Origin of the sequence: Imhoffiella purpurea, assembly GCF_000585215.1 — a bacterium.
Taxonomy (GTDB): domain Bacteria; phylum Pseudomonadota; class Gammaproteobacteria; order Chromatiales; family Chromatiaceae; genus Imhoffiella; species Imhoffiella purpurea.
The window spans coordinates 100,344-126,728 of the sequence record NZ_AONC01000009.1 but is presented as its reverse complement, the minus strand read 5'-3'; the positions used below and the strand labels follow the sequence as shown (position 1 = coordinate 126,728).

Annotated in this window: 19 protein-coding genes; 5 read left to right on the top strand and 14 right to left on the bottom strand. The window is 64.6% G+C overall.

The annotated features are described in order from the left end of the window. Positions 1 to 125 precede the first annotated feature (125 nt). The 5 genes from D779_RS03405 to D779_RS03385 form a co-directional block, all read right to left on the bottom strand. Positions 126 to 5,045, bottom strand: a complete 4,920-nt coding sequence (locus D779_RS03405; RefSeq protein ID WP_043749398.1) for a 2-oxoacid:acceptor oxidoreductase family protein — start codon at positions 5,043 to 5,045, stop codon at positions 126 to 128. Between the two features lie 237 nt (positions 5,046 to 5,282). After that, positions 5,283 to 6,149 carry a (Fe-S)-binding protein gene (locus D779_RS03400; protein ID WP_043749397.1) on the bottom strand — a complete coding sequence of 289 codons (867 nt, stop codon included), beginning with the start codon at positions 6,147 to 6,149 and terminating at the stop codon, positions 5,283 to 5,285. A 306-nt stretch (positions 6,150 to 6,455) separates the two neighbouring features. Then, positions 6,456 to 7,328, bottom strand: a complete 873-nt coding sequence (locus D779_RS03395; RefSeq protein ID WP_043749394.1) for a COG3904 family protein — start codon at positions 7,326 to 7,328, stop codon at positions 6,456 to 6,458. Positions 7,329 to 7,336: 8 nt separating this feature from the next. Then, positions 7,337 to 8,926 carry an imidazole glycerol phosphate synthase HisHF gene (locus D779_RS03390; protein ID WP_043749393.1) on the bottom strand — a complete coding sequence of 530 codons (1,590 nt, stop codon included), beginning with the start codon at positions 8,924 to 8,926 and terminating at the stop codon, positions 7,337 to 7,339. Between the two features lie 92 nt (positions 8,927 to 9,018). Continuing rightward, positions 9,019 to 10,011 (bottom strand): MerR family transcriptional regulator, encoded by a 993-nt coding sequence (locus D779_RS03385; RefSeq protein ID WP_043749501.1) that lies wholly within the window; start codon positions 10,009 to 10,011, stop codon positions 9,019 to 9,021. Positions 10,012 to 10,439: 428 nt separating this feature from the next. On the opposite strand from D779_RS03385, the gene D779_RS03380 reads away from it, so the two are divergent. The 5 genes from D779_RS03380 (at position 10,440) to D779_RS03360 (ending at position 15,466) form a co-directional block, all read left to right on the top strand. Beyond that, positions 10,440 to 11,174 carry a hypothetical protein gene (locus D779_RS03380; protein WP_157726305.1) on the top strand — a complete coding sequence of 245 codons (735 nt, stop codon included), beginning with the start codon at positions 10,440 to 10,442 and terminating at the stop codon, positions 11,172 to 11,174. A 302-nt stretch (positions 11,175 to 11,476) separates the two neighbouring features. After that, complete coding sequence (locus tag D779_RS03375; RefSeq protein WP_043749388.1) at positions 11,477 to 12,571, top strand: polyamine ABC transporter substrate-binding protein; 1,095 nt, start codon at positions 11,477 to 11,479, stop codon at positions 12,569 to 12,571. 18 nt (positions 12,572 to 12,589) lie between these two features. Continuing rightward, the gene (locus D779_RS03370) at positions 12,590 to 13,726 is read left to right on the top strand and encodes an ABC transporter ATP-binding protein (RefSeq protein WP_043749386.1); all 1,137 of its coding nucleotides are present in this window, start codon (positions 12,590 to 12,592) and stop codon (positions 13,724 to 13,726) included. A 22-nt stretch (positions 13,727 to 13,748) separates the two neighbouring features. Beyond that, positions 13,749 to 14,669: an ABC transporter permease subunit gene (locus D779_RS03365; protein WP_081763300.1), complete on the top strand. Its 921-nt coding sequence runs from the start codon at positions 13,749 to 13,751 to the stop codon at positions 14,667 to 14,669. Then, on the top strand, positions 14,666 to 15,466 hold the full coding sequence (locus tag D779_RS03360) for an ABC transporter permease subunit (protein ID WP_043749381.1): 801 nt from the start codon (positions 14,666 to 14,668) through the stop codon (positions 15,464 to 15,466). The genes D779_RS03365 and D779_RS03360 overlap by 4 nt, the downstream gene beginning before the upstream one ends. Before the next feature lie 70 nt (positions 15,467 to 15,536). On the opposite strand, the gene pnp is transcribed toward D779_RS03360, so the two are convergent. From pnp to D779_RS03315, 9 genes are all read right to left on the bottom strand, one after another. Beyond that, positions 15,537 to 17,633 carry a polyribonucleotide nucleotidyltransferase gene (gene pnp / locus D779_RS03355; protein ID WP_043749378.1) on the bottom strand — a complete coding sequence of 699 codons (2,097 nt, stop codon included), beginning with the start codon at positions 17,631 to 17,633 and terminating at the stop codon, positions 15,537 to 15,539. 182 nt (positions 17,634 to 17,815) lie between these two features. After that, on the bottom strand, positions 17,816 to 18,085 hold the full coding sequence (rpsO, locus tag D779_RS03350) for a 30S ribosomal protein S15 (protein ID WP_043749376.1): 270 nt from the start codon (positions 18,083 to 18,085) through the stop codon (positions 17,816 to 17,818). Between the two features lie 184 nt (positions 18,086 to 18,269). Next, positions 18,270 to 19,187: a tRNA pseudouridine(55) synthase TruB gene (truB, locus tag D779_RS03345; RefSeq protein ID WP_043749373.1), complete on the bottom strand. Its 918-nt coding sequence runs from the start codon at positions 19,185 to 19,187 to the stop codon at positions 18,270 to 18,272. Positions 19,188 to 19,191: 4 nt separating this feature from the next. Further along, positions 19,192 to 19,605 carry a 30S ribosome-binding factor RbfA gene (gene rbfA, locus D779_RS03340; RefSeq protein ID WP_043749370.1) on the bottom strand — a complete coding sequence of 138 codons (414 nt, stop codon included), beginning with the start codon at positions 19,603 to 19,605 and terminating at the stop codon, positions 19,192 to 19,194. After that, on the bottom strand, positions 19,602 to 22,352 hold the full coding sequence (gene infB / locus D779_RS03335; RefSeq protein ID WP_043749367.1) for a translation initiation factor IF-2: 2,751 nt from the start codon (positions 22,350 to 22,352) through the stop codon (positions 19,602 to 19,604). The genes rbfA and infB overlap by 4 nt, the downstream gene beginning before the upstream one ends. Positions 22,353 to 22,370: 18 nt before the next feature. Next, positions 22,371 to 23,873 carry a transcription termination factor NusA gene (nusA, locus tag D779_RS03330; protein WP_043749365.1) on the bottom strand — a complete coding sequence of 501 codons (1,503 nt, stop codon included), beginning with the start codon at positions 23,871 to 23,873 and terminating at the stop codon, positions 22,371 to 22,373. Between the two features lie 61 nt (positions 23,874 to 23,934). After that, positions 23,935 to 24,393, bottom strand: a complete 459-nt coding sequence (gene rimP, locus D779_RS03325; protein WP_043749496.1) for a ribosome maturation factor RimP — start codon at positions 24,391 to 24,393, stop codon at positions 23,935 to 23,937. A 326-nt stretch (positions 24,394 to 24,719) separates the two neighbouring features. Then, positions 24,720 to 25,463, bottom strand: coding sequence for a hypothetical protein (locus D779_RS03320; RefSeq protein ID WP_043749362.1), 744 nt, complete (start codon positions 25,461 to 25,463; stop codon positions 24,720 to 24,722). A 101-nt stretch (positions 25,464 to 25,564) separates the two neighbouring features. Further along, positions 25,565 to 26,305 carry an S-methyl-5'-thioinosine phosphorylase gene (locus D779_RS03315; RefSeq protein WP_043749360.1) on the bottom strand — a complete coding sequence of 247 codons (741 nt, stop codon included), beginning with the start codon at positions 26,303 to 26,305 and terminating at the stop codon, positions 25,565 to 25,567. Between the last annotated feature and the right edge of the window lie 80 nt (positions 26,306 to 26,385).

The following is a 26,385-nucleotide window of genomic DNA, read 5'->3' as shown; positions in this document are numbered from 1 at the left end:
TGTGCGGACCAGACCTCCAGTGTCGGATTTTCAAACGGCCTCCTAACCCACCCGGCCCCAGGACTGGGCCTGGCAACCGGGGATGGAGTCTAGAGGGCCTCGAGCAAGGCGCCTAACGCCTCGGATTACTGGAACTTCTCCGCACGCTTGACCAGCTTGTCCAGACCGGCCTCGGAGCCGTTCCAAGGCATGCCGGGATGGATACAGCCGGCGGCGCACTTCTCGGCGGCCTTGACGATGTCCTTGAAGGCACCGCCCTTGGGATCCGCGATCTCGACCTTCTTGTCGCCGTTGTACTTGAAGATCTTGGGGTTGATGTTGACGCACTCGTCACAGGCGGTGCATTCGGGCGTCTCGACCCACACCGGTTCCCAATCCGCCGCCGCGCCATTACCCGAGCCGTTCAGACCCGCGCCGGCCCCGTTGCCGTTACCGTTGGCGGGAGCGGTCAGCCCAGCCAGTGCACCGGCATCGCCGACCGCCATGGCCAGCAGGCTGCTGGTGAGCTTCTGGGCGATCTCGGCCTTGGCCTGGTTGCGCACGGCCTCGACGTCGACCTTATTGAGCTCGCCGCAGATACCGCGCAGCTGGGTCCAGTAGTCGCGACGCTCCTCGCAGCTCTCGACCAGCTCCTGCGAGACCAGGACGCGCATCAGACGGTTCTTGCCGTCGACGCCCCAGATGTAGGGGAAGAGACCGTCGCGGTCGTCATCGGCCAGCGCCAGGAACTCGGCGATCGGCAGCATGGAGTCGTTCCAGGTCTCCGGCGGCGCCTTGCGGAAGTGCTTGCGGAAACGGCCTTCCGTCATCGCGAAGTCGACGAAGGTGAAGGGCACGGTCATCTCGGCCTGCTCTCCCTTCTCGTCGGTGTACTTGAGGGTCCAGTCGATCCAGTCGGCCTCGACATCGGGATTGCCCTCGATCGAGCAGCACTCCTCGAAGCTGGCGCCCGCGTCCGGGTCGTAGCGGAACAGCGGATAGGCGCGCGACTCGACCGCCATGCGAGCATGCTTGTTCGACATGTCGTCGCCGATGCCATGCTCGGGCTGACAGGAGGTGTAGACGTTGAACAGGGCCGGACGACGGGCGTTGAGACCGTCGATATAGCCCTCCAGCAGGTGCGTCAGGTGCGAGGCGGAGCTCGAGAGCACGAAGCTGGTGCGGTGCGCCATGCCGATCAGACCCATCTCCTTGCGGATCTCGGTCTTGCCCTTCCACTGCTTGCCGTAGGGCGCCATGTCCGCGATCTGGCCGATGAAGCCCGAGGTACAGGACTGGCCGCCGGTGTTGGAGTAGCTCTGGGTGTCGAGCACCAGGATCTTGACCGGGGTGCCGGACATGAGCGCGCGCGACAGGTTCTGGAAGCCGATGTCGTACATGGCGCCGTCACCGCCGACCGCCACGACCGGCGGACAGAGCAGCCATTCCTCGTCGCTGAAATGCTTCCAGCCGAAATAGGTCAGGCTGCAGTTCGGATCGGCGGCGTTGAATTTGCCCTCGAGTTCCAGGCGCGCCTGGCGGATGGCCTTGAAGCCCTCGCCCATCTTGCGCATGTGGCCCTCGAACAGACCCATCGCCATGGAGGGCGAGTCCTGGAACAGGTTGTTGGACCAGGGGAAGGGATAGGGGTTGTAGGGGAAGGTCGCGCCCCACACCGAGCTGCAGCCGGTGGAGTTGACGATGCCCATGTCGGCGCGCGGCTGACTCGCGGTGTACTGGGCCTTGAGGTGACGCAGCTTGTCGAGCAGTCCGGTGACCCACTTGAGCCAATCGGGATCGACCGGCTGGGCGCGCTGATCGGTCAGCTCGGCGGACAGACCCGAAAGGGTCAGGTCCCCGTCCTTGTGGGCGTCGAGCGCCTTGGCGATGGCCGAGCTGTTGCTCAGATCCATGCCGGCGGCGAGCTTGAGCCGCACATGGGTCTCGAGACGGTTGATGAGGTCGTCGATCTCGGCCAGATGACGCTTGACGCGCGGCTGCATGAGCGCGGTTACGGTCGCGGTGAAGAGATGGATGGCCGTCTTCTCGCCGCAGCCCATGCAGGAGCCGTCGCCCGACACGGTGGACTGGTAGTTGCTCTTGTCGAGCAGCAGGGTCTCAAGCGCGCCGACCTTGTCGTCCAGGTCCTCGATACGGATGAAGTCCGGATCCGTGGTGGGCAGGTCGAGCCAGAACTGCCAGCGTTCCTGCAGCTGCTTGATGGTCTCGTCGGTCTGCGGCTCGGCGACCAGCGCGCCGTCGTTACAGACCTCGATACATTCCATGCAGCCCTTACAGGTGTAGGGATTGACGGTGATGCTGAAGAGTCCGCCGCTGCCCTTCTGCTTCTTCTCGCGATTGCTCCAGTAGGGCTTGGTGATGGCGAACTGGTAGTCCGCCAGGGCCTGCATCATGAGACCGAATTCCTTCTCGGCGGTCTCCTTCTGCTCCGGCTCGCCTGAGAAGGCGGCCAGGGTCTCGAGCACGGCCTGATCCATGAGCGCGCGCATGTCGGCGGTCTCGCCGGCAGCCTCGACCAGCTCGCGCAGACGCTTCTCGACGTTGCGGGTCTCGCGGCGCAGATACTGGGTCGGCATGCCGCGCTCGACGCGGGCGATGGCGGTGGCGAAGACGTCCGAGATCTTGTTGACCAGGCCGGGGATGGCGCTGTCCGGGCAGACCGAGAAACAGCTGCCGCAGGCGGTGCAGTTCTCGGGCACGAACTTGGGATATTCGAAGCGGATCTGGGTCATGTCGCGATAGACGCCGGTGGAGGCCGGCATCAGCGACAGGGCCATGTGCGGATCGGCCAGGTTGTCGCTGCCGCGACCGCTGGCGTAGAAGGATCCGGTCTGCTCCCAGAAGCGGTGCACGTCGGAGATGCGGCCCTCGCCCTCGGGCAGGGTCTTGAGCATGACCGGCAGCTTGGGCTCCTTGCGCGGCATCAGCTGGCCGGCGACCAGCGGCTTGTCGGTGATCTCGACGATCTCGTCGAAGCCGCGACGCACGATGCGCAGGTTGTCCTGCACCACGCGCTCGCCCTTGGCGCCGAACTTGGCGCGCAGCTGCTCCTCGATGGCGGCGAACAGCCCCTTCTCGTCGAGGCCGGAACGCTCCATCAGCGGCGAGGCGGCGAAGAAGGCACCCTGGAAGGCGTTGCCCTGCATGCGGAACTGGAGCTCCGGATTGGAGGCCTCCTCGCGGGCGATCTTGAAGCCGTCGATATAGAAGACGCGGATCTCGCGCTCGATGATGAACTTGCGCGCGGCCGGCGGGAAGCTGGCCCACACCTGCTCGGCGTTCTCCAGACTGGACTGGATGACGAAGCTGCCGCCCTGATCGATACCGGAGAGCGGATTGGAGTGGGTGAAGACGTTCGGGTCCGGACTCAGGACCACGTCGACATAGGTGTACTCGCAGTTGAGCCGGATCGGCTCGGGCGCGGCCGAGAGGAAGTAGGTGGTCGGCTGACCCTTCTTCTCCGAGCCGTACTTGGGATTGGCGCGGATGTCGTAGCCAAGCAGCTCGTAGAGGGTCATGGCCAGGTTCTTGCCCGTGGTCACGGCACCCCAGCCGCCGACCGAGTGCATGCGCACGGTCACGGCGCCCTTGGGCAGCAGGTTCGGATTCTCGCTGCCGCGCAGTGACATGTCGGCGATGTTCGGATAGGCCTCGAGCAGCTTCTGCAGACGGATCTCGTCCTTGGGATCGGCGGCGTCGCGCATGAAGTCGATCGAGAGATAGTAGAACTTGCGCTGCTTGCCCTCGGGCAGCATGTTCTCGACCGCGGCGATCAGCCCCTCGGGCTGCAGATCGCGCGAACCCAGGCCGTAGCAGCCGGAGAACAGACGCGGCATGTCGCCCTGCCTGTAGGTCGGATAGTTCGGGAAGGCGGCCTCTTCGCCCTTGACGGCCATGCCGTTCTCGAGACATTTGGCCAGCGCGGCGCGGGTCTCGCGCATGATCGGCAGATCCTCGGCCAGCGGCTGGTCGGTGCGCTCGAGGATGGCGACGCCCTTCTTGCCCTGCAGCAGCTTGGCGACGACATCGCCGGGGAAGGGACGGAACATGGTCAGGTTGACCACGCCGACCTTGAGCTTGCGGGTCTCGCGCAGATAGTCGGCCACGGCCTCGGCCTGAACGATCATGCTGCCCTGCCCGACGAGCAGATAGTCGGCGTCCTCGCAGCGATAGCCCAGGGCACGCGCGTAGCGACGGCCGGTCAGCTCGTAGAACTCGTCCATCACCTGATCGGCGATCTCCTCGATGTGATCGAAGAAATAGGGACGCTGCGAGGCCACCGACTGCATGTAGGCGTCCTGGTTCTGCACCGTGCCCGAGCTGACCGGGTTGTCGACGTCCCACACCAGGGGCACGCGGCGACGGGTCGGGCCGTAGACCAGACGCTGGGCTGGGGTCGGACACTCGATGATGTCGTCCGGACGGCCGCAGAACTCGTCGACCAGGGCGCGCTCGGGAACCATCAGCGGCTCGATCAGATGGGTGGTGAGGAAGCCGTCCTGACCCACGGCGGCGGGGGTCAGGGTGAGCTCGGCGATCTTGCGCGCAATCAGGTTGAGATCGGCGGCCTCCTGGGCGTTCTTGCCGAAGACCTGGAAGAAGCCGGTGTCGTCGATGCAGTGATAGTCGTCGTGGGCGCAGTGGACGTTCAGACTGGCCTTGGTAATGGCGCGCGAGCCGATGTTGAGCACATAGGGCAGACGCTTGCCGACCGCCGCGTAGAGCGACTCGTGCATGAAGGCCACGCCCTGGGCCGAGGAGAAGTTGGTCGCGCGCAGGCCGGTCATGGACATGCCGGCGGTGACGGCGGCGGCCGCGTGTTCGGACTCGGGCTCGACGAAGATCAGCGGATTGCCCGAGGTATTGAGGTGCCCCTTGGCGACCTCCTCGGCCCAATACTCGCCCATCTGGGTCGAAGGCGTGATCGGATAGGCGCCAGCGGCGTCGGATGCCTCGCGCTCGCACATGATGACGGCGGTGTTACCGTCCATCGCCATACGGGTGCCGGGGTACTTGATCTGCTTTTCGTCTTTCTTTCCGAACATGGGCCTTCTCTCAGTGTTGAATCACCACGACGCCAGCCGAGCCAATGAAATCAAGGCCGCGCACGAAGGGGAATTATTCTGATTTTCGTGGATCCGGCGGATTTCAGATCACCGCCGAATTACCGATCTAAACTGCGTCAGTCACCGCATGCAGAGGAACCTCACACACCCGGCGTGCTTCGAATCGGGCCTGGAAGCGGCCGGCCGCCGCTTCCGGGCACTGCTGCGGGCCGCTCGTCAAGCCACCGGGAGCGCTCCCTTGCGGACCACCTTGCGGGCATCCCGGCCCTTGACCACGCGCCCATCCTGCTCGAGCCAGAGAATGGCCCCCGTCGGACAGCGCTCGATCGCAACCTTGGAGGCGAGATCGTTCTTCGCGTAGTCGACGATGGCCAGGTTGTCCTCGATCCGGATCAGGCCCTCGGGCGAGTCCTGGGCACAACGACCGCAGGCGGTACAGGCCACCTCGCAGTGGTGCTCGGCCTGATCGCCGAACTCGAGATTCTTGCAGGCGACCCACAGCCGATGGCTCGCCGGATGCAAACTGAAGAGATCCTTGGGACAGACGGTCACGCAGTCGCCGCAAGCGGTGCACTTGTCCTCGATCACCACGGGAAGGCCCTGGTCGTTCATATAGATGGCGTCGAAGTCGCACACCTCGGCGCAGTCGGCGAAGCCGAGACAGCCCCAGGAGCAGCCGCGTCCGCCACCGGACACCAGGGCGGCGGCCCGGCAGGACTTGAGCCCGTCATAGGTCGCACGCACGTAGGCGACATTGCCGCCGCCGGCACAGGCCAGACGGGCGACCCGTTTGTCGCCGCCGCCCAGGTCGACTCCGAGGAAGTCGGCGATGATCTGGTTCATCGGCTTGGCATTCACGGTGCACTTGCCCGGCTCGATCTCGCCCTTGACCAGCATCTCGGCAAAGGGACGGCAGCCAGCCGCGCCGCAGGCACCGCAATTGGCCATGGGCAACAGGCTTTCGACCTGATCGATCCGAGGATCTTCATAGACGTAGAGCCGTTTGTTCGCCACGACCAACATCGAGGCGAGAATCAGGCCGAGCGCGGCCATGAAGCCAACGGCGGTTAGGATAGTTGCCATAAACTGCGTATACCGGCGAAGGACGAACTGGAGAGCGCGGCACAGAGTCTCGATGAGTCCAGCTCATCGAGCGCGGGGTTCCCAATGGCCGTGAGCGGGATCCGAATATAGGGAAGATTACGAGACATGCCGCCAGAAAAACGGGCGGGAGTTTACGAAATTATTATCCATTAATATTGGCAATTATATTAATCGTCAATATTAAAAAACAAACAAGGCATTGATAAAATAGAATTTTGCGGTACATGGACCGGCCCTGAAGCCAGATCGGGTAACCATCGACAGGCTAAAGGCCACGTCCCGGGGCTACTCGAAGCCCTCGACGATACCCGTGACCAGACCGGTCGCCAGGGCCTCGTCGAGCGGGATGATGAGGATCTTGTCGTTGGGCACCGAGGCGGCGACGATGGCGACGTCCGGATCGACACCCATCTCGCGCAGATAGAGGAAAGAGTCGGCCACATAGAGCTGTCCGCCCTCGTGACTGCTGTAGCGGTTCGGGACCTTGCTCTGGTGGATACCGAGCCTGGCGTCTCGGGTGACGTAACGCTCCACTCCGCCGGCGAGGACGTCGACGCAGGCCGAGACGCAGATCCGGTCGACCGCGGCGCGCAGACCGTTCGACCTCAGATAACGTCCCAGAATCCTGGCCTCGTAGACGGATCCGCCGGGACTGTTGATGACCAGGCCGATCGCCCGGCGCCGCCGCAGCTCGCCGATGGTGCGCTTGGCGAATCCCGGCAGGATCTCGGCATCGTCGATCCGCAGCCAGGAGGTCCGGAGCTCGCCGTTGGGTTCGAAGCGCACCAAGGCCGAAACCACTCCCGTCTCCTCTGCCAGCCGCTGACAGGCATCGGTGGCGATCGCGATCAGATCGGCGGGGGCCGATCGATACTCCAAAAGCAGATCGTCGGCGCTGGAAACGATGGTCTCGACCGGAATGCGATAGCGGTCGGTGGCGACGATCACGGTCGCGTCGGTCGCAGCCACATCGTTGGTCTGACTGACACGCAGCAGGTGGCAGGCCGAGATGTCCATGACCAGATCTTCCCGGGAGATAGCGTCGAGCGAATCCTTCTCCCTCGACGAGAAGCCGACATTCGGCCCGCCGAGCATGGCACAGCCGGCCAGGGCGCCGATGAGCGCGAGGGCGACGACCGTGACAGCCGGCTTGAACATGAACCGAATCAGGCTCGGATCTCGACCCCCTGCTCGCGCAGATAGGACTTGACCGCCTCGATCGGCACCTCGCGGCGGTGGAAGATGCCAGCGGCCAACGCCGCCTCGACGCCTGTCTCGGCGAAGACCTCGGCGAAGTGCTCGACGCAGCCCGCGCCGCTGGAGGCGATCACCGGGATGCTCACCGCCTCGCTGACCGCGCGGATCAGCTCCAGATCGAAGCCCGACCCCGTGCCGTCGCGGTCGATGGAGTTGAGCAGGATCTCGCCCGCCCCCAGGTCCTCGCAGGCCCTGGCCAGCTCGACCGCGTCGACGTCGCGACCCTCGCGCCCGCCCTTGACGGTGCACTGAAACCAGCAGTAACGCTCGCCGTTCGGACCGGGCGTCGCGGTCTCGACCGTGACATGGCGAGTCGACTCGGGCGAGTCCACGTAGACCCGGCGCGGATCGATCGAGATCACCACCGCCTGGGCGCCGTAGACCTCGGAGATCTGCTCGATCGCGCTCGCGCCATCCTTGACGCCGCCGCGCTCCAGATATCGCTCGACGGTATGGACCGCGTCCGAACCGATCGAGATCTTGTCCGCCCCGGAGCGGAAATACTCGTCGGCGACGTCCAGGGCCGAATAGCTGACACCCTTGGCATCGGTGAAGGAGCGGATGCCGCCGCCGATGGTCAGGGGCACGAAGACCCGCTCGGAGGTGCGCCGCAAAACCTCCAGCATGGGCTGATCGGCGAGCGGGAAGTCGCGGAAGGCGGTGATATTGAGGAAGGTGACCTCGTCCGCGCCATCCTCGTAGTAGCGTTGCGCCAGCTCGACCGGCTTGCCCAGGTTGCGAACCTCGCCGGCCTCGCGCACGTCGTACTGGTCGCCCTTGGTGACCACCAGATCGCCGGCATCGTTGGTCCGCACGTCCAGACAGGCGATGACGCGCTTGGCGAAACAGGTATCGGCTCCGGGAACCCGGGCCTCGCCCAGCGAAGGCTCCTCGTCGCCGGCGAGGAAATGGCCCAGCAGCCTCAGTCCGGCCGCCCCGCTCTTCTCGGGATGGAACTGAACGGCGGCCACCCGACCGCGCTGGACCGCGCTCAGGAAGGGAGTGCCGTAATCCGTGGTCGCCAGACGCCAGTCCTGGTTTTCAGGGCTCGGCTCGGCGCGATAGGAGTGGACGAAATAGAGCTTCTCGCCGGCATAACCGGCGAAGAGCGGCGACGGCTTCTCGACACGCACATCGTTCCAGCCCATGTGCGGCACGGACAGACGGCTGGCATCGAAACGGCGGATCTGGCCTGGAATCACACCGAGCCCGGCCACGCCGGGACACTCCTCGCTCCCTTCGAAGAGGCTCTGCAGACCGATACAGATCCCGAGAAAGGGCCGGTCGGCGGCGAGATATTCCTTGAGCGGCTCGACATAGCCCAGCCGATGCAGTCGCTCCATGGCGGCGCCGAAGGCACCGACGCCGGGAAAGATCAGACGCTCGGCCTTGAGGATGTCTTCCGGCCGCTCGATGTCGGTGAGCGTGAATCCGAGTGCCTGTATGGCGTTGCGCAGACTGCGGACATTGCCCGCGCCATAGTCCAGGAGCGAAATCATACGTGGAATCCGAGGGGTCGTGGATTGGACTGAACACACACTCAAGCGGGCGCGTGCGTAATGGGGCATTTTACGCCAACTCGGAATCCGGTTCAGTCTTTCGGAGACATATCGCAACCATCCCCGTCGGCCTGGCCCAGGGACCGTTCCAGAACCGCCTCCAGGACCGCCCGCGCCTGTACCACGCCCGCATGCACGAGCGCATGGGACGCGTCGACCTCGGCCCCACGCAGCTCGCATCCCCGGGCATAGGACTCGAAGGCCGACAATCCGGCGATCAGATCGGCCAGATGACGATAGCAGTCGCAGGAACTGCGACGGCTGCCCGCAATGGCCGCGAGTTCCTCCGCCGAGTAACGCGGCGATGGCGCCGGCCGGACCAGATCGATTCCGAGCTGCTCGAGCGAATGCCGCTGCGGAGACGGCTGCGACCTAAGCCCCTGGCAACAATGCCGGAGATCGGCCAGGCCAATGGGCGCGCGACACGCGGACAGATGCTCGGAGACCACTTGCTCCACCACTCCCTGACCGGCGAAGCCATAGACGAGGACGCAGTGCGCGGCACCGGAACGGGCCAGAAGCCGATGGACCTCGCCGACCTGATCGGAGTGCAAAGCGGGGTACTCGAGCACCAGGACATCCGGAGCCGGATCCCAATCGTTCGAGAGGATACCCTCGCGCGAGCTGTGGAACCCGAGACACTCGAAGTCTTCGGTAGCGGCCAAATCCGCGCGCAGACGTTCGCCGAGATAGGGTCCATAGACCAGAAGACGCAAGGGCCGGGAGCGAACGACAGGTGCACGGCCGGCCAGTTCTGCACCGCGCATGCGTTCTCGCAAGGCATCGAGAGAGAGATTGGCGACGCTGCTGATCGCATCCCCGCGATCGACCAGTCGCTTGATGAGCGTCAGACGCCCTATGTCCTCTGAGTCGTACAGACGGGTGCCGGCTTCGGATCGGACGGGCGTCGCCACATGATAACGACGCTCCCAGACCCTCAATGTATCCGCGGGAATGCCGGTCAATCGGGAAACGGCACCGATCCGGTAGGTCTGACGTTCTGTCGGCGGAGAGCGATCTGTCAACTCGTCGGTCCTCATAGCTTAATCATTCTCGATTACAAATCCGCAACGATTTTATGGGACCAGAGGAGACAACCTCCAACCCCAACAGATGGACCGCCCTCCATACATGGCTTGCATTTCATAAATAATGCCCACATATGTAACAAAGTTGATACAAAATCGCCTCATAAGCTGACGCCTGACCGGGGCCAAGTGACTCTAGAGCCGCATGGATTTAGAGAAGGTGGATTGGTGCGGATCCTGCCTCGATATTCAGCAACATTCCTTCAACGATCAACCCGACAACCGAACCTCACTGCAGCCTTCTGCACGGATGGAATTGATGTTTGCTCGAAAACGGCCGTTAGCGACTCAACCGAGCAGGTCGGAACGTTCGTGAAATCGCCACTGCCCTCACCGGCGGACACGAACCGGAAGAGATCACGACGATGAAGACAAGAATCCATCCAGCCCTTCTGACGCTGTTGGGCATCTTGGCCTGGACGCAAGACATCTCCGCCTCGACCATCGTCCACACGGACAAATCGAGCTGGAAGTCGCAGGTGCTGGCCCTGACGCACGCGTTCCAGACCGAGGATTTCAATGACGCCACGCTCAACGCGGAACTGACCTACCGGACGCGTGTCGGTGGCGTCTACCAACCCGAGCACGGCGCAGGAGACGACGGCGGAGTCTGGAAAGATCGTGTCGCCAAACCCAGCCATCACTATGCGGAACTCACCACGACCTTCGAAATCTCCGGCGGGGCCTACGCGATCGGCGGCAACTGGGACATGACACCTGCCGGCCATGGATCTCATGTCGCGATCAGCCTGCTCGACGTGACGGGGCAGGTGATCTCATCTCATGAGATCCCCTATCTACAAGGTGAATTCTGGGGTGTCGTCTCGGACGCGAAATTCTCGAGCGTGCTTCTGAGCAGCTATCACGACGCCAACGACCTGATTCAGGAAACCTATTATCTCGAAGATATGGTCTATAGCTGGGACGGCCCGAGCCCTCGGGCGAGCACGCAAGGTACTCAGGCCGTCGTACCCCTTCCAGCGGCCTTCTGGCTCTTCACCTCCAGTCTCATGGGCCTGATCGGAATCGGGAGGTGGCGCAACCGCCCGGCCTCCCTCTCCGGAATCACGTCTCGCGGCCAGCTCGGCAACACCGAATAGCGACAGATCGCCTCCCATTCCACGCATCCGGATTCGGGTCGAGCCAGCGATCGATTCGGATGCGCGCCTCCCACCAAAGGGAAGCACCACCCGACCGACCCCATTCCTTCACAGCCATCCAGGGCCGCGGGCCGCCAGGACCTCGCCCGACATCTTCATCTCGTCAAGCAAGCCATGCCGCATTTGCGCTAGCCTTGCGCCCACGCGCGTATAGACTCCCACCGCTGGATGGGCTCCAATTCAGCCCGTCGATATCGTTCCGTTTCAACCCATACGGAGAGACCACATTGCGATTTCTGTCAATGAGCCACCAGACGCTGGCACTGGCCTTGTCTCTGCTGATCGGCGTCCCGTTCGCCTCCCAGGCCGAGGAACAGGTCCACCTCTATAACTGGAGCGATTATTTCGCCGAGGACACCCTCTCCGGCTTCGAGTCTCGGTCCGGAATCCACCCCGTGCTGGACGTCTACGACTCCAACGAGGTGCTCGAGGCCAAACTCTTCGCCGGCAGCAGTGGTTACGATCTCATCTTCCCCACGGCGCGCCCCTTCGCCGCGCGCCATATCAAGGCCGGACTCTATCGGCCGCTCGACGCATCGGCCTTGGCCGGACTGGACCGGCTCGACCCGGACATCATGAAGAGCCTGGAGGAGATCGATCCGGGCCACCGCTATCTAGTTCCCTACATGTGGGGCTCCACAGGGATCGGGCTCAACCTGAAGAAGGTTCGGGCAGCGCTCGGCGATGAAGCGGCGCTGGATACCTGGGGGCTCGTCTTCGATCCGGACAAGGCATCCAAGCTCGCCGGCTGCGGCATCGCGCTGCTCGACGACGCCACCGAGGTGTTCGCGGCCGCGCTCGCCTATCTGGGCAAGGATCCTAACAGCCTCGACAAGGAGGACCTCGCCGCCGCCTCGGATCTGATCAAGGGTGCCCATCCCTATATCCGCTATTTCCACTCGTCCCAGTACATCAGCGATCTCGCCAACGGCGATCTCTGCGTCGCCCATGGCTATTCTGGCGACGTGCTCCAGGCCAAGGCGCGCGCCGAGGAGGCGGGCAAGGGCGTCGAGGTCGGCTACCGCATCCCGCGCGAGGGCGCCGTGCTCTGGACCGACGTGATGGCGATCCCGAGCGATGCCCCCAACCCGGCCGCCGCGCACGCCTTCATCGCCTATCTGCTCGACCCCGAGGTGATCGCCGGGATCTCGAACTATGTCTACTACGCCAACCCCAACCTGGCGGCGACGTCCCTGCTCGATGCCGAGTTGCGCAAGGATCCGGGGATCTATCCGCCGCCCGAGGTCAAGGCGCACCTCTTCACGCTCAAGGAGCGCGGCGACCGCGAGATACGCAACCTGAACCGGCTCTGGACCCGGCTCAAGGCCGATCGCTGAGCGGACCCAGAGGTTTTCATGGCCGTACCCGCAGACCGGCGCCTGCTCGAACCCTGGCAGGATCCCAAGGCCGCGCCCTATGTCCGCATCGAGCGCGTCACCAAGCAGTTCGGCGACGTCTACGCGGTCGACGACGTCAGCCTCAACATCTTCAAGGGCGAGTTCTTCTCCCTGCTCGGGAGCTCCGGCTGCGGCAAGTCCACCCTGCTGAGACTGCTGGCCGGGCTCGAATACCCGACCACGGGCCGGATCTTCATCGACGGAGTGGACGTGACCCAGGTCCCGCCCTACTCGCGCCCGGTCAACATGATGTTCCAGTCCTATGCGCTCTTTCCGCACATGAGCGTGGAGCAGAACATCGAGTTCGGGCTCAAGCAGGAGCGTCTTCCGCGCAGGGAGCGCGCGGAGCGGATCGCGGAGATGCTGGACCTGCTCAAGATCGCCCCGCTGCGCAAGCGCCGACCGGATCAGATCTCGGGCGGACAGCGCCAGCGCGTCGCCCTCGCCCGCAGCCTGGCCAAGCACCCCAAGCTGCTGCTGCTCGACGAACCGCTCGGGGCGCTGGACAAGCGCCTGCGGGAGAACACCCAGTTCGAGCTGGTGAATCTGCAGGAGCGTCTCGGCATCACCTTCGTGACCGTCACCCACGACCAGGAGGAGGCCATGACCATGTCGACCCGGATCGCGGTCATGGAGGCCGGACAGATCATGCAGGTCGACACACCGACCGCCATCTACGAGTTCCCGACCTGCCGCTTCGTGGCCGAGTTCATCGGCTCGGTCAACCTCTTCGAAGGCAAGGTGATGGCCAGCGAGGGCAACGAGATCCTGGTCGAGGCCGGCGCCGGCTTCACCATCCGCATGCGCAGCTATCAGCCGCACCCCCTCGGCACGCCGGTGACCGTCGCCATCCGACCCGAGAAGATGCGGCTCTGCGCCCAGTACGATCCCGAGGCCGTCAATCAGATCGAGGGGGTCGTCGAGGACATCGCCTATCTCGGCGACGTCTCCATCTACCGCATTCGCATCGACGAGGGCCGCCTGGTCGAGATGACGCTCACCAACATCCAGCCCCGCACCGAGCAGGCCCTGACCTGGGAGCAGAAGGTCGCCATCGAATGGTCGCCCACCAGCGGCGTGGTCCTCACCGAATGACGCCAGCGCGCGATTCGATCCCATGAACCAGACCCCGAACATGCAAGCTCGCCAGACCAGCCGGCTCAGCCGGCTGGTGAACATCGGCGTCCCCTATTTCTGGCTGGGGCTCTTCTTCCTGCTGCCCTTCGTCATCGTGCTGCAGATCAGCCTGTCCGAGCCGGCGCTGGCCCAGCCGCCCTACCGCCTGCTGTGGGAATGGGTCGAGGAGGGACTGCTGCAGATCCAGATCAATCTGCAGAATTTCATGCTCATCTGGGAAGACGACATCTATCTCTACGCCTTCCTGAACTCGCTCTGGGTCGCCCTGGTCTGCACCCTCATCTGTCTGCTGCTCGGCTATCCCATGGCCTACGCCATCGCCACCGCCCGGGAGCGGCACCGGATCCCCCTGCTGATGCTGATCATCCTGCCCTTCTGGACCTCCTTCCTGATCCGGGTCTACGCCTGGATCGGCATCCTCAACACCAACGGGCTGCTGAACCACTTCCTGCTCTGGCTCGGCGTCATCGACACGCCGCTGCAGATCCTGCACACCCAGACGGCCGTCTACATCGGCGTGGTCTATTCCTATCTGCCCTTCATGATCCTGCCGCTCTACGCCAATCTCACCCGGCTCGACCCGACCCTGCTGGAGGCGGCGGCCGACCTGGGATGCCGGCCGCTGCGCGCCTTCATGCGGGTGACGCTGCCGCTCTCCATGCCGGGCATCGTCGCCGGCAGCATGCTGGTGTTCATCCCGGTGGTCGGCGAGTTCGTGATCCCTGATCTGCTCGGCAGTCCGGGCAGCCTCATGGTCGGCAAGCTGATGTGGACCGAGTTCTTCTCCAACAAGGACTGGCCGCTGGCCTCGGCGCTCGCGATCGTCCTGCTCGGGTTGCTGGTGATCCCATTCGTCCTCATGCAGCGGCTGCAGCAAAACCTGGACGAGGGCCGGACATGAAGCGCCGCTCCTGGCCCCTGCTCGGTATCCTGGCATTCGGCTACGCCTTCCTCTACGTGCCGATCCTGCTGCTGATCCTCTACTCCTTCAACGAATCGCGCCTGGTCACCGTCTGGTCGGGATTCTCGACCAAGTGGTACGGTGAGCTGCTGCACAACCAGCAACTGCTCGACGCCGCCTGGCTCAGCGTGCGCATCGCCGCGACCAACGCCACGGTCGCCGTGGTGCTGGGCACGCTCGCCGCCAACGCGCTGGTCAGACAGGGACGCTTCCGCGGACGCACCGGCTTCGAGCTGCTGCTGATGGCACCGCTGGTCATGCCAGACGTCATCATCGGTCTCTCGCTGCTGCTGCTGTTCGTGGCCATGCAGCAGACCATCGGCTGGCCGGACGGCCGCGGATTCACCACCATCGCCATCGCCCACATCACCTTCAGCATGGCCTACGTCGCCGTCGTGGTCCGCTCCCGGCTGGCCCAGATGGACGGCTCGCTCGAAGAGGCGGCGATGGACCTGGGTGCGCGGCCGCTCGGCGTCTATCTGCAGATCACCTTGCCGCTGATCGCCCCCGCACTGCTCTCGGGCTGGCTGCTGGCCTTCACGCTCTCGCTCGACGACCTGGTGATCGCCAGCTTCGTCTCGGGTCCCGGTTCGACCACCTTGCCCATGGTCGTCTATTCGAGCGTGCGGATGGGCGTCTCGCCGCAGATCAACGCGCTCGCGACCCTGATCGTCCTCATCGTGGCCATCGCGGTCCTGATCGCCGGCTTCACGATGCGGCGCGGTCCCAACCGCTGACCTCGCCTCCGCAACGAAAAAGGGGCCTCTCGGCCCCTTTTTCACGTCTCGATCCCGTCTCGGAGCGAGATCACTCGCCCGGTTCGACCGCCTTCATGCTGAGACGGATACGGCCCTGCTTGTCGACCTCCAGGACCTTGACCCGGACCACGTCGCCCTCTTTCAGCTTGTCGCTGACCGACTGGACGCGCTCCTCGCAGATTTGGGAGATGTGGACCAGACCGTCGCGGCCGGGCAGGATGGTGACGAAGGCGCCGAAGTCCATGAGACGCGCGACCTTGCCCTCGTAGACCTTGCCGACCTCGACGTCCGCGGTGATGAGTCGGATGCGCTTCTTGGCCTCCTCGCCCGCGGCCTTCTCGACCGAGAAGATCTTGACCACGCCGTCGTCGTTGATGTCGATGGTGGCGCCCGTCTCCTCGGTGATGGAACGGATGACCGAGCCGCCCTTGCCGATGACGTCGCGGATCTTCTCGGGATGGATCTTGAACTCGATGATGCGCGGGGCGTGCTCGGACATCTCCAGACGATGGGTGTCGATGACCTTGTTCATCTCGCCCAGGATGTGCAGACGCCCATCCTTCGCCTGGGCCAGGGCGACCTCCATGATCTCCTTGGTGATGCCCTCGATCTTGATGTCCATCTGCAGGGCATTGATGCCCTCGGCGGTTCCGGCGACCTTGAAGTCCATGTCGCCCAGATGATCCTCGTCACCCATGATGTCGGTCAGGACGGCGAACTCGTCGCCCTCCTTGATCAGACCCATGGCGACGCCGGCCACGGGCGCCTTGATGGGCACGCCGGCATCCATGAGGGCGAGGCTGGTACCGCAGACGCTGGCCATTGAGCTCGAGCCGTTGGACTCGGTGATCTCGGAGACCACGCGCACCGAATAGGGGAACTCCTCGATGCTCGGCATCACCGCCAGCACGCCGCGCTTGGCCAGACGGCCGTGACCGATCTCGCGCCGCTTGGGGCTGCCCACGCGGCCGGACTCGCCGACGCAGAATGGCGGGAAGTTGTAGTGGAGCATGAAGTGCTCGCGCCGCTCGCCGTCGAGCGCGTCGATGATCTGCGAGTCGCGCTCGGTGCCCAGGGTGGTGATGACCATCGCCTGGGTCTCGCCGCGGGTGAAGAGCGCCGAGCCGTGGGTGCGCGGCAGCACGCCAGTGCGGATGGTGATGGGTCGCACGGTCTTGCCGTCGCGCCCGTCGATACGGGGGTTGCCGGCGAGGATGGATCCGCGCACGGTCTTGCTCTCGAGCGCCTCGATCGCGCCCTTGACCGCCATCTCGGACCAGGGGGCGTCCTCGGTGCAGAGCTGCTCGACCGCGGCCGCGCGGGCGGCGTTGAGTGCCCTGTAGCGCTCCTGCTTCTCCTTGATGCGATAGGCCGCGGCGATCTGCTCGCCACAGGCGTTGGCGACCGCATCCGCCAGGTCCGGCGAGGGGACGGACGGCGTCCATTCGATCTGAGGCTTGCCGGCCTCGGCCGCAAGCTCGCGAATGGCCTCGATGACGACCTGCATCTGCTCGTGGCCGAACAGCACGGCGCCCAGCATGACCTCCTCGGACAGACCGCGCGCCTCGGACTCGACCATGAGCACGGCCTTGTCGGTACCGGCGACGACCAGGTCCAGATCCGAGTCCGGGTTCAGACCCACGACCGCCGGATTGAGGATGTACTCGCCGTTCTTGTAGCCCACCCGCGCGGCGCCGATCGGCCCGTTGAAGGGCACGCCGGCGATGGCGAGCGCGGCGGAGGCGCCAATCAGGGCCGGGACCTCGGGATTGACCGCCGGGTTCAGCGACTTCACCGTCGCGATGATCTGAACCTCGTTGGTGAAGCCGTCGGCGAAGAGCGGACGGACCGGACGGTCGATCAGACGCGAGGTCAGGATCTCACCCTCGCTCGGACGCCCCTCGCGACGGAAGAAGCCGCCCGGAATCCGGCCGGCGGCATAGGTCTTCTCCTGATAGTCGACCGTCAGGGGAAAGAAATCTCGCTCGGCACCGGGCCGCTTGTCGACGACCACTGTGACCAGGACCACGGTGTCGTCCATGTCGACCATGACAGCGCCGTCGGCCTGGCGAGCGATCTCGCCGGTTTCCAGCCTGACCGTCTGGTTTCCGAACTGGAACTGTTTAACGATTGGAGTGGGTATCACAGATAAATCCTCGGGATGTTTGGGCCGTCTGAGCGTCGAACCCTGGTGCGCGGCGACCCTGATTCGAGCCGGCGAGAGATGAGTTGGCGGCGCCTGCTGTCTGAGCCGCCCGCGCCGGTCGCGGCGCGGACGGAAGGCGAGCCCGGGTCGGCAGAACCACGCTCGCCAGGGTCGAACGGACCTTAGCGACGCAGACCCAGACGCGCAATCAGATCGCGATACCGGTCCAAGTCCTTGCCCTTGAGATAGTCGAGCAGCTTGCGGCGCGAGTTGACCATGCGCACCAGACCACGACGCGAGTGATGGTCGTGCTTGTGCTCCTTGAAGTGCTCGGTCAGCTGAAGGATACGAGCCGTCAGCAGAGCGACCTGGACCTCCGGAGAACCCGTGTCCTTGTCGCCGCGCGCATATTCCTCGACGATCTTCTTCTTGTCCGCTGCAGTCATTGTCATTGATTGATTCCTCGATCTAGCTAAGTGACGAACGAAAGGCCCGGATCCGCACCGTGAAGGCCGAAATCGCTTCCCCGACAATGACTTCAGGGATATCGGGCCGAGTTGAAAACAGACTGAATTCGATGAATGGGATGAGCGCCGAATCTATGAAAAATCACGGCCCGAGGCCGTGACAGACGACTCAGATCAATCGTTTGGGCTGAACCTTGCCGTCGTCCAGAATGCAGCCGACGCCCATGAAATGTTCGGACGGATCATAGAGTCGGACCAGTCCCTCGGTCGGGGCCTGAGGCACCAGAACCGCCTGACCCTGGCGCAGATAGAAGGCCGCGTCGGCCGACAGGCGAACCGAGGGCCAGTGTCCGAGCGCGGAATCCAGCGGCAGCAGCAACCCGTCGAGACGCTGCGGCGTCTCGTCCTCGGCCAGGGTCTCCAGCTGATCCATGGTCACGAAAGGCGCCGCCGATTCGGTATAGGGACCGACGCCGGTGCGTCGGAGCTGAATCACGTGTCCCCCGCAGCCCAATTCCCGGCCGATGTCCTCTGCGAGCGTGCGCACATAGGTTCCCTTCGAGCAGTGCACATCGAGTTCGATCTCGGGCAGATCGACCGACAGCAGCTCCAGCGCATGGATCTCGATCTGGCGCGGCTGGCGCTCCACCTCGACACCCTCGCGGGCCAGCTTGTAGAGACGCTGGCCCTGATGCTTGACCGCCGAATACATGGGCGGCAGCTGATCGATGGTTCCGAGGAAACCGCTCAGCACCTGGTGCAGCCGGGCCTCGTCGACGCCCTCGACCGGGCGCGTCTCGACGATCTCGCCCTCGGCGTCGCCCGTCGTCGTGGTGACGCCGAGCCGGACGCGAACGCGGTAGCGCTTGTCGGCGTCCAGCAGAAAGGCCGAATACTTGGTCGCATCCCCGAGACAGCAGGGAAGCAGTCCGGTGGCCAGCGGATCGAGGCTTCCGGTGTGTCCCGCCTTGGCGGCACGGTAGAGCCGCTTGACGCGCTGCAGCGCCTCGTTGGAGGTCAGACCGAGCGGCTTGTCCAGCAGGAGAATGCCGGTGATGTTGCGTCCCGAATGACGACGGCGTCCCATGGGATCAGCCCTCCCGATCCGCGTCGAGCGCGGTATCCGCGCCCGGAGACTCGGTCCCGTGGGAATCGCCGACGGCGGCATCGATCAAGGTGGAGAGTCGCTCGCCATAGGCGATCGAGCTGTCGTGGACGAAATGCAGCTGCGGAATCGTCCGCAGACGCACCTCCTTGGTCAGCGCGTGACGCAGGAACCCGGACAGGCGACCGTTGAGCAGACGCTCCTGGGTCTCGGATTCCTGGTCGTCCGGAAAACAGGTGAAGAACACCTTGGCATGCGCCAGATCGCGCGTCACCCGGACCTCGTGAACCGTGATGTTGGCAAGCCGCGGATCCTTCACCTGGTCGCGGACCAGAACCGAGAGCGAACGCTGCAGTTCGGCCCCGATCCGCTCGGTACGATCGAATTCGCGCTCGCTCACAGGACGCGTGCCCGCTCGGTGCGCTCGAAGACCTCGATCTGGTCGCCGGACTGGACGTCGTTGTAATTCTTGACGCCGATACCGCATTCGGTTCCGGACTTGACCTCGCTGACGTCGTCCTTGAAGCGGCGCAGGGATTCCAGCGCGCCCTCGTAGATGACGACGTTGTCGCGCAGCACACGGATCGGGTTGTTGCGACGGATCACGCCCTCGACGACCATGCAGCCGGCGACCGCACCGAACTTGGAGGAGCGGAAGACGTCGCGCACCTGGGCCAGACCGATGATCTCCTCGGTGACGATCGGGCTGAGCAGACCGGAGATGGCCTGCTTCACGTCGTCGATCAGCTCGTAGATGATGCTGTAGTAGCGCAGATCGATCCCCTTCTCCTCGACCACGCGTCGGGCCGAGGCGTCCGCACGGACGTTGAAGCCGAGCATGATGGCGTTGGAGGTCACCGCGAGGTTGGCATCCGACTCGGTGATGCCGCCGACGCCCGAGGACACGATGGTGACCTTGACCTCGTCATTGGTGAGCTTGATCAGGCTGTCCTTGAGCGCCTCCAGGCTGCCCTGCACGTCGGCCTTGACGATGAGGTTGACCGACTTCTGCTCGCCCTCCTTGAGCTGGGAGAAGAGCTGATCGAGGCTGGCGCCGCGCTGCTCCTCGAAGCGGCTCAGACGCGTCCGCGCCGAACGGAACTCGGCGACCTCGCGGGCACGGCGCTCGTCGTCGACCACGATGACGTCGTCGCCCGCATTGGGCGTGCCGGAGAGACCCAGCACCTGGACCGGAATCGAGGGACCGGCCGACTCGATGGAGGTGCCCGATTCGTCGAACATGGCGCGCACGCGGCCATATTCGCCGCCGCTGACGATGACGTCGCCCCGATTCAAGGTGCCGGACTGGACCAGCACGGTCGCGACCGGGCCGCGCCCCTTGTCCAGACTCGACTCGACGATGGCGCCGCGGGCGGGGCCATCGACCGGGGCGGTGAGCTCGAGCACCTCGGCCTGCAGCAGCACCGCGTCGAGCAGCTCGTCGATACCTGTACCGGCCTTGGCCGAGACCTTGACCATCATGGTATCGCCGCCCCACTCCTCGGTAACCACCTCGTGCTGGGTGAGTTCCTGCATGACCCGATCCGGATTGGCCTCCGGCTTGTCCATCTTGTTGATGGCGACGATCAGCGGAACGCCGGCCGCACGGGCGTGATGGATGGCCTCGATGGTCTGCGGCATGACGCCATCGTCGGCCGCCACGACCAGGATGACGATATCCGTCACCTGAGCGCCACGGGCACGCATCGCGGAGAAGGCGGCGTGACCGGGGGTATCCAGGAAGGACACCGTGCCCTTATCGGTCTCGACGTGATAGGCGCCGATGTGCTGGGTGATGCCGCCGGCCTCGCCGGAAGCGACCCGGGTACGGCGGATATAGTCGAGCAGGGAGGTCTTGCCGTGGTCGACGTGACCCATGATGGTCACCACGGGCGGACGCTGCAGCGCCTCGAACTGGCCCTCCTGCTCCTGCAGGTCGTCGAGCAAGGTGCCTTCGGCATCGCGCTCGTCGGCGACCACCGCCTTGTGACCCAATTCCTCGACCACGATGGTCGCGGTGTCGCGGTCCAGGTTCTGGTTGATGGTCACCATCATGCCCTGCTTGAAGAGCTCCTTGATGACCTCGGATGCCTTCACGGACATGCGGTTGGCCAGCTCGCCGACCGAGATGCTCTCCGGGAGCTCGACCTCGCGCACCACAGGCGCGGTCGGTCTCTGGAAGGCATGCTTGTCCTGCAACTGCGGCTTGAGCGACTTTCTCTTGCGACGCAGACCACGACCGGACCCGGCCGACCCATCGACCTCTTCGTAATCGGTGCGCGTGGAGACGTCGACATCGCGCATCCGGCCGCCCTCCTTGCGCACGCCCTTCTTGGCCGCGCGCTCCTTCTCGGCCGGCTCGACAGTCTTCTTGACGCCCTTTTTGGGACGCGCGCTGTCCGCGCGGCGTGCCCCGGTCGATCCGGCTTCGCCCTCGCCCTTGTCGGCCTTCGGCGACTCGGCTCGCTCGCTGGGCTTGCGTTCCGCGGGCTTACGGTCGGCGGCCTCGAGCTCGGCCTTCTTGCGCGCCTCTTCCTCGGCGGCGCGACGCGCCTCCTCTTCCTGGCGACGGGCTTCCTCGGCCTCGCGTCGGCGCTGCTCCTCCTCGCGGGCACGACGCTCCTGTTCTTCCTGCTCGGCGAGACGACGCGCCTCCTGCTCGGCGCGCATCGCCTCGAGCTCGGCGCGACGGCGCGCCTCGTCGAAGACCGCGTTCGCCGTCGCGGCACGCTCGCGCTGCGGACGGGAGCGATCGCCGGATTGACGACGCGAAGATCCCGAAGACGATTCGTCCCCGCGCTTGACATAGGTGCGCTTGCGTCGCACCTCGACGCTCACCGTCTTGCCGCTGCGCGGTGTCGGAGCCGGTCTGGCTCCGGCCGTACCGCTGCGCGGGGCGGCGGTCGGCTGACGCAGTTCGCTGACCGACTTGCGCTTGAGCGTCACCTGATTGGGAGCCGCGGCCGCATCCTCTTCGTCCTTGCCATGGCTGCGTCGCAGATAGCCGAGAAGCTGGAGCTTCTCCTGCTCCGTCAGCTTGGAATCGGCACCGCTCGCGCTGATGCCGGCCTCGTTCAATTGGGTAAGGAGTCGCTCGACCGGAATGCCGACCGTGGAGGCGAGTTGCTTGACCGTGACTTCACTCATGGACTGACCTTTATACCTCTATTCCTCTGGGGCATCCACGAACCAGGGTTCGCGTGCCTTCATGATCAAGCGCGCCGCCCGCTCTTCGTCCATCCCCTCGATTTCCATGAGCTCATCAACCGACTGCTCGGCGAGATCATCCAGGGTGGCGACACCTCGGGCTGCCAGCGCGTCGGCAAGATCTTCGTCCATCCCCTCGAGCGAGAGAAGGTCACCCACGGCTTGCGGGGTGTCGCCCTCCTCCGAGGCGATGGCGCGAGTCAACAGGACGTCTTTTGCGCGCTCGCGCAACATTTCGATGGTCTCGTCATCGAACTCGTCGATCGCCTGCATCTCGGCGAGCGGAACATAGGCCACCTCGTCGACGCTCGAGAAGCCCTCCTCGACCAGCAGAGTCGCCAGATTCTCGTCGACGCCGAGCTGATCCATGAAAGACTGCACCGAGCGGCGGGCCTCCTGCTCGCTCTTGGCAGCCGCATCCTTCTCGTTCATGACGTTGAGCTCCCAGCCGCTGAGCTGGGTGGCGAGACGCACGTTCTGGCCGAAGCGCCCGATGGCCTGGGCGAGATTCTCTTCCTTGACGGCAACGTCCATGCTGCGCGCGTCCTCGTCGATCACGATGGAGACGACATCGGCGGGCGACATGGCGTTGATGACGAACTGAGCCGGATTCTCATCCCACAGGATGATGTCGACGCGCTCGCCGTTGAGCTCGTTGGAGACCGCCTGGACGCGAGAGCCGCGCATACCGACGCAGGCCCCGACCGGATCGATGCGGGGATCGGCGGTTCTCACGGCGATCTTCGCCCGCGAGCCGGGATCGCGCGCCGCGCCGAGGATCTGAATCAAGCCCTCGCCGACCTCGGGAACCTCCAGCTTGAAGAGCTCGATGAGGAGTTCGGGGGCGGTCCGGCTGACGAACAGCTGGGGCCCCTTGGACTCGGAGCGCACGTCGTAGAGATAGCCGCGCAGACGATCTCCGGGACGCACCGACTCGCGCGGGATGACATGGTCGCGCGGCACCAGCGCCTCGGCGTTGTTGCCCAGATCGAGCAGAATGGTGCCGCGCTCGGCCTTCTTGACGATCCCCGTGACGAGCTGGCCCTTGCGTTCGGCGAAGGCGGAGACGATCTTGGCGCGCTCGGCATCGCGCACCTTCTGAACGATGACCTGCTTGGCCGTCTGGGCCGCGATACGGCCGAACAGCTCGGACTCGATCTCTTCCTCGATGAAATCGCCGAGCCCCAGGGTCGGCTCGAGAATCTCGGCGGCGGACTGAGTGATTTGACGCGCAGGCGCCTCCAGCACCCCTTGCTCGGGGTCCGGAACGATTTCCCAGCGACGATAGGTACGATAGTCCCCGGTTTTGCGGTCGATGACGACGCGCGCATCGATCTCGCCACCGTGCTTCTTACGGGTCGCCGATGCCAGGGCGGCCTCGATCGCTTCGAAGATCACGGATTCGGGGACGTCCTTCTCGTTGGAAACGGCCTCAACGACCAGTAAGATCTCTTTACTCATTCCACCTATATCCAACTCTAGAACATGCGACCCGGAAGCATCCGAGGAAGATCGGTCGCCCTCAAAATTCGGGCACCAAGCGCGCGGATTCGATCGACTCGAACGGAACCTCCCAACGACGGCCTTCGGACTCCAGAACCACCAAGCCGTCCTCGCAACCCTGAAGGAGCCCATCCAGCTTGCGCCGCCCCTCGAGCTTTTCGGCCAACCGAATTCGGATCCGGTGACCCGCGAAGCGCGCGAAGTGCTCGGAGAACACCAGGGGCCGGTCCAATCCGGGCGAGGAGATCTCGAGGTCGTAATGCCCCGGCAAGGGATCCTCTACATCCAGTACGCCACTCAGCTGATGACTCACCGCAGTGCAATCGTCGAGCGTGATGCCGCGTTCGTGATCAATATAGACTCTCAGCGTCGCACCAGCGGTTCCGCGCTGAAAGAACTCCACTCCGACGAGCTCGAACCCCATGGATTCGACGACCCCACGCGCCAGCGTGGTGAGATGACTGTCTGCAGGTTGCATGATCCGCCCCATAGAAACAAAAATTGGGCCATCGGCCCAACCTCTGAAGCGCCTCACGGCGGCCCAGACCCAGCGACCGCGATTCGCGAGCGACAAAAAAACCCCGTGACGGGGCCTCATGGACGGCGAGCGTGATATCTCTTTCTCTGCCTCCTCTTTAAGCGTTGAAAGTATATCCGAGCTCCCCTCTCACTGCAACACCGCAAGTACACGAGAATCCAGCGCCAGGGGCGGCGAACCGTCTCCTGGCGCCAGACACGGAGCAGCACCGACGGGGCTCCTGGCGGACAGGCCCGAGCACGAGCCCGCCGCCCGAAAACGGAAAATCAGCGCACGGGAGCGTATGCGCCAGGCGGATAGACTGGCGTGTAGCCCGGATAGCCGTAAGGAGCGGCCGGCGCATAGGTCCGCATCTGCTCCCACTGCTGACGCATGCGCTCGTCCGCCTCGCGGCGCATCGCCTCGTACTGAGCCATGACCTCGGCACGCTGTTTCTCGATGGCCTCCCAGTCATAGCGGGCCGCAGGAGGCATCGAGCGCGGGGACGCCTGAGAAGCGGCCGCAGCGGGAGCGGGATCGGCAACCGGAGCCTGGGGCTCAAGAGCCGCAGCGGCCGAAGACGGCGCAGGGACGGCACGAGGCATGGATGGCGGCACGGCAGCCACCGGAGCGGGGACGGCAGCCTGAGGCGCGTGCTGCGGAGCGGTCGGGGCGGCGGCTGGGTGCTGACGGATCAAGGAGTCGGCGAAGACCGAGGATTCGGTCTCTCGAACCGGTTCCCGATCAGCCGAACTCACGGATGCAGCCTTGGGCTCGTCGGCCGCGGACTTCGAGGTTCCAGCCGCCGCAGCGGACGCAGTCGCGTCATGCGAGGAGTCGGGCAGGACATTGATTGGGATCGGGCTCAGCTTCGCGAGCGAATCCATGAATGCCTCGGTGGTCGGCGTACCCGCCTCACGGTCGATCGAGCTTAGATAGAGATAGCCGAAGGCGATGACCACCCCCCAGAGCACGAGCCTGGATAGCCAGCCCAGCGACGAACGAGGGGCCGCGTTGTCCGCATTAGCCATGATGAATACTCCTCAAGAGCTTGCTTGAAAATTGAACCTGCTTATAGAAATGAACCGTTCAACGCGCCGATGACCCATCGAGTCCTGAACTGCCCGGCCGATCAGCGACACGCCGCCAGCGCCAGCAGAATCTGCAGAATCCGTTCGGAGCACAGGGTCACGTTGTCCTCGATCTCCTTCATGGTAATGACGGTGCCGCTCTTACCGGCGGCCCAGTTGACGACGAACGCGAAACTCGCATAGCACAAGCCCAGCTCCCGCGCAAGCGCCGCTTCAGGCATGCCGGTCATGCCGACCATGTCGCAGCCATCGCGTTCGTATCGTCTTATTTCTGCTGCCGTCTCCAGCCGCGGCCCCTGGGTCGCACCATAGGTCCCGCCCGCCACGACCTCGCAGCCAACCTGCTCGCACGCCCGAATCAGAGACTGCCTCAGCGCCCCGCAGTAGGGCTCGGTGACATCGATATGCTCCACGCCGCCAGCGGTCCCGTCGTACAGGGTATGTTCGCGACCGTAGGTATAGTCGACGATCTGATCCGGCACCGACAGCACGGCGGGACCGAAGCGTTCCGTGATCCCGCCGACCGCGGCCAAGGCGACCACGCGCTCGGCACCACAGTGTTTAAGCGCCCAGAGATTGGCGCGATAATTGATGCGGTGAGGCGGAAGATGGTGGGACGCCCCATGCCGGGGCAGAAACAGGACCTCGGAATCCCCCAAGCGACCACGGGCCACCGGGGCGGAGGTCTCGCCGTACGGCGTATCCACCGACCGAGACTCCGTAACCGCGAGAGATGACAGCCCGGAAAAACCCGAGCCCCCGATGATAGCGAGAAGAGACATGCGCCCACCACGACCGATAAAGACACGCAAGTCTACCGGAGAGCGCACGGGTTGCCAAACCCGCGCCACGATCGGCGCCG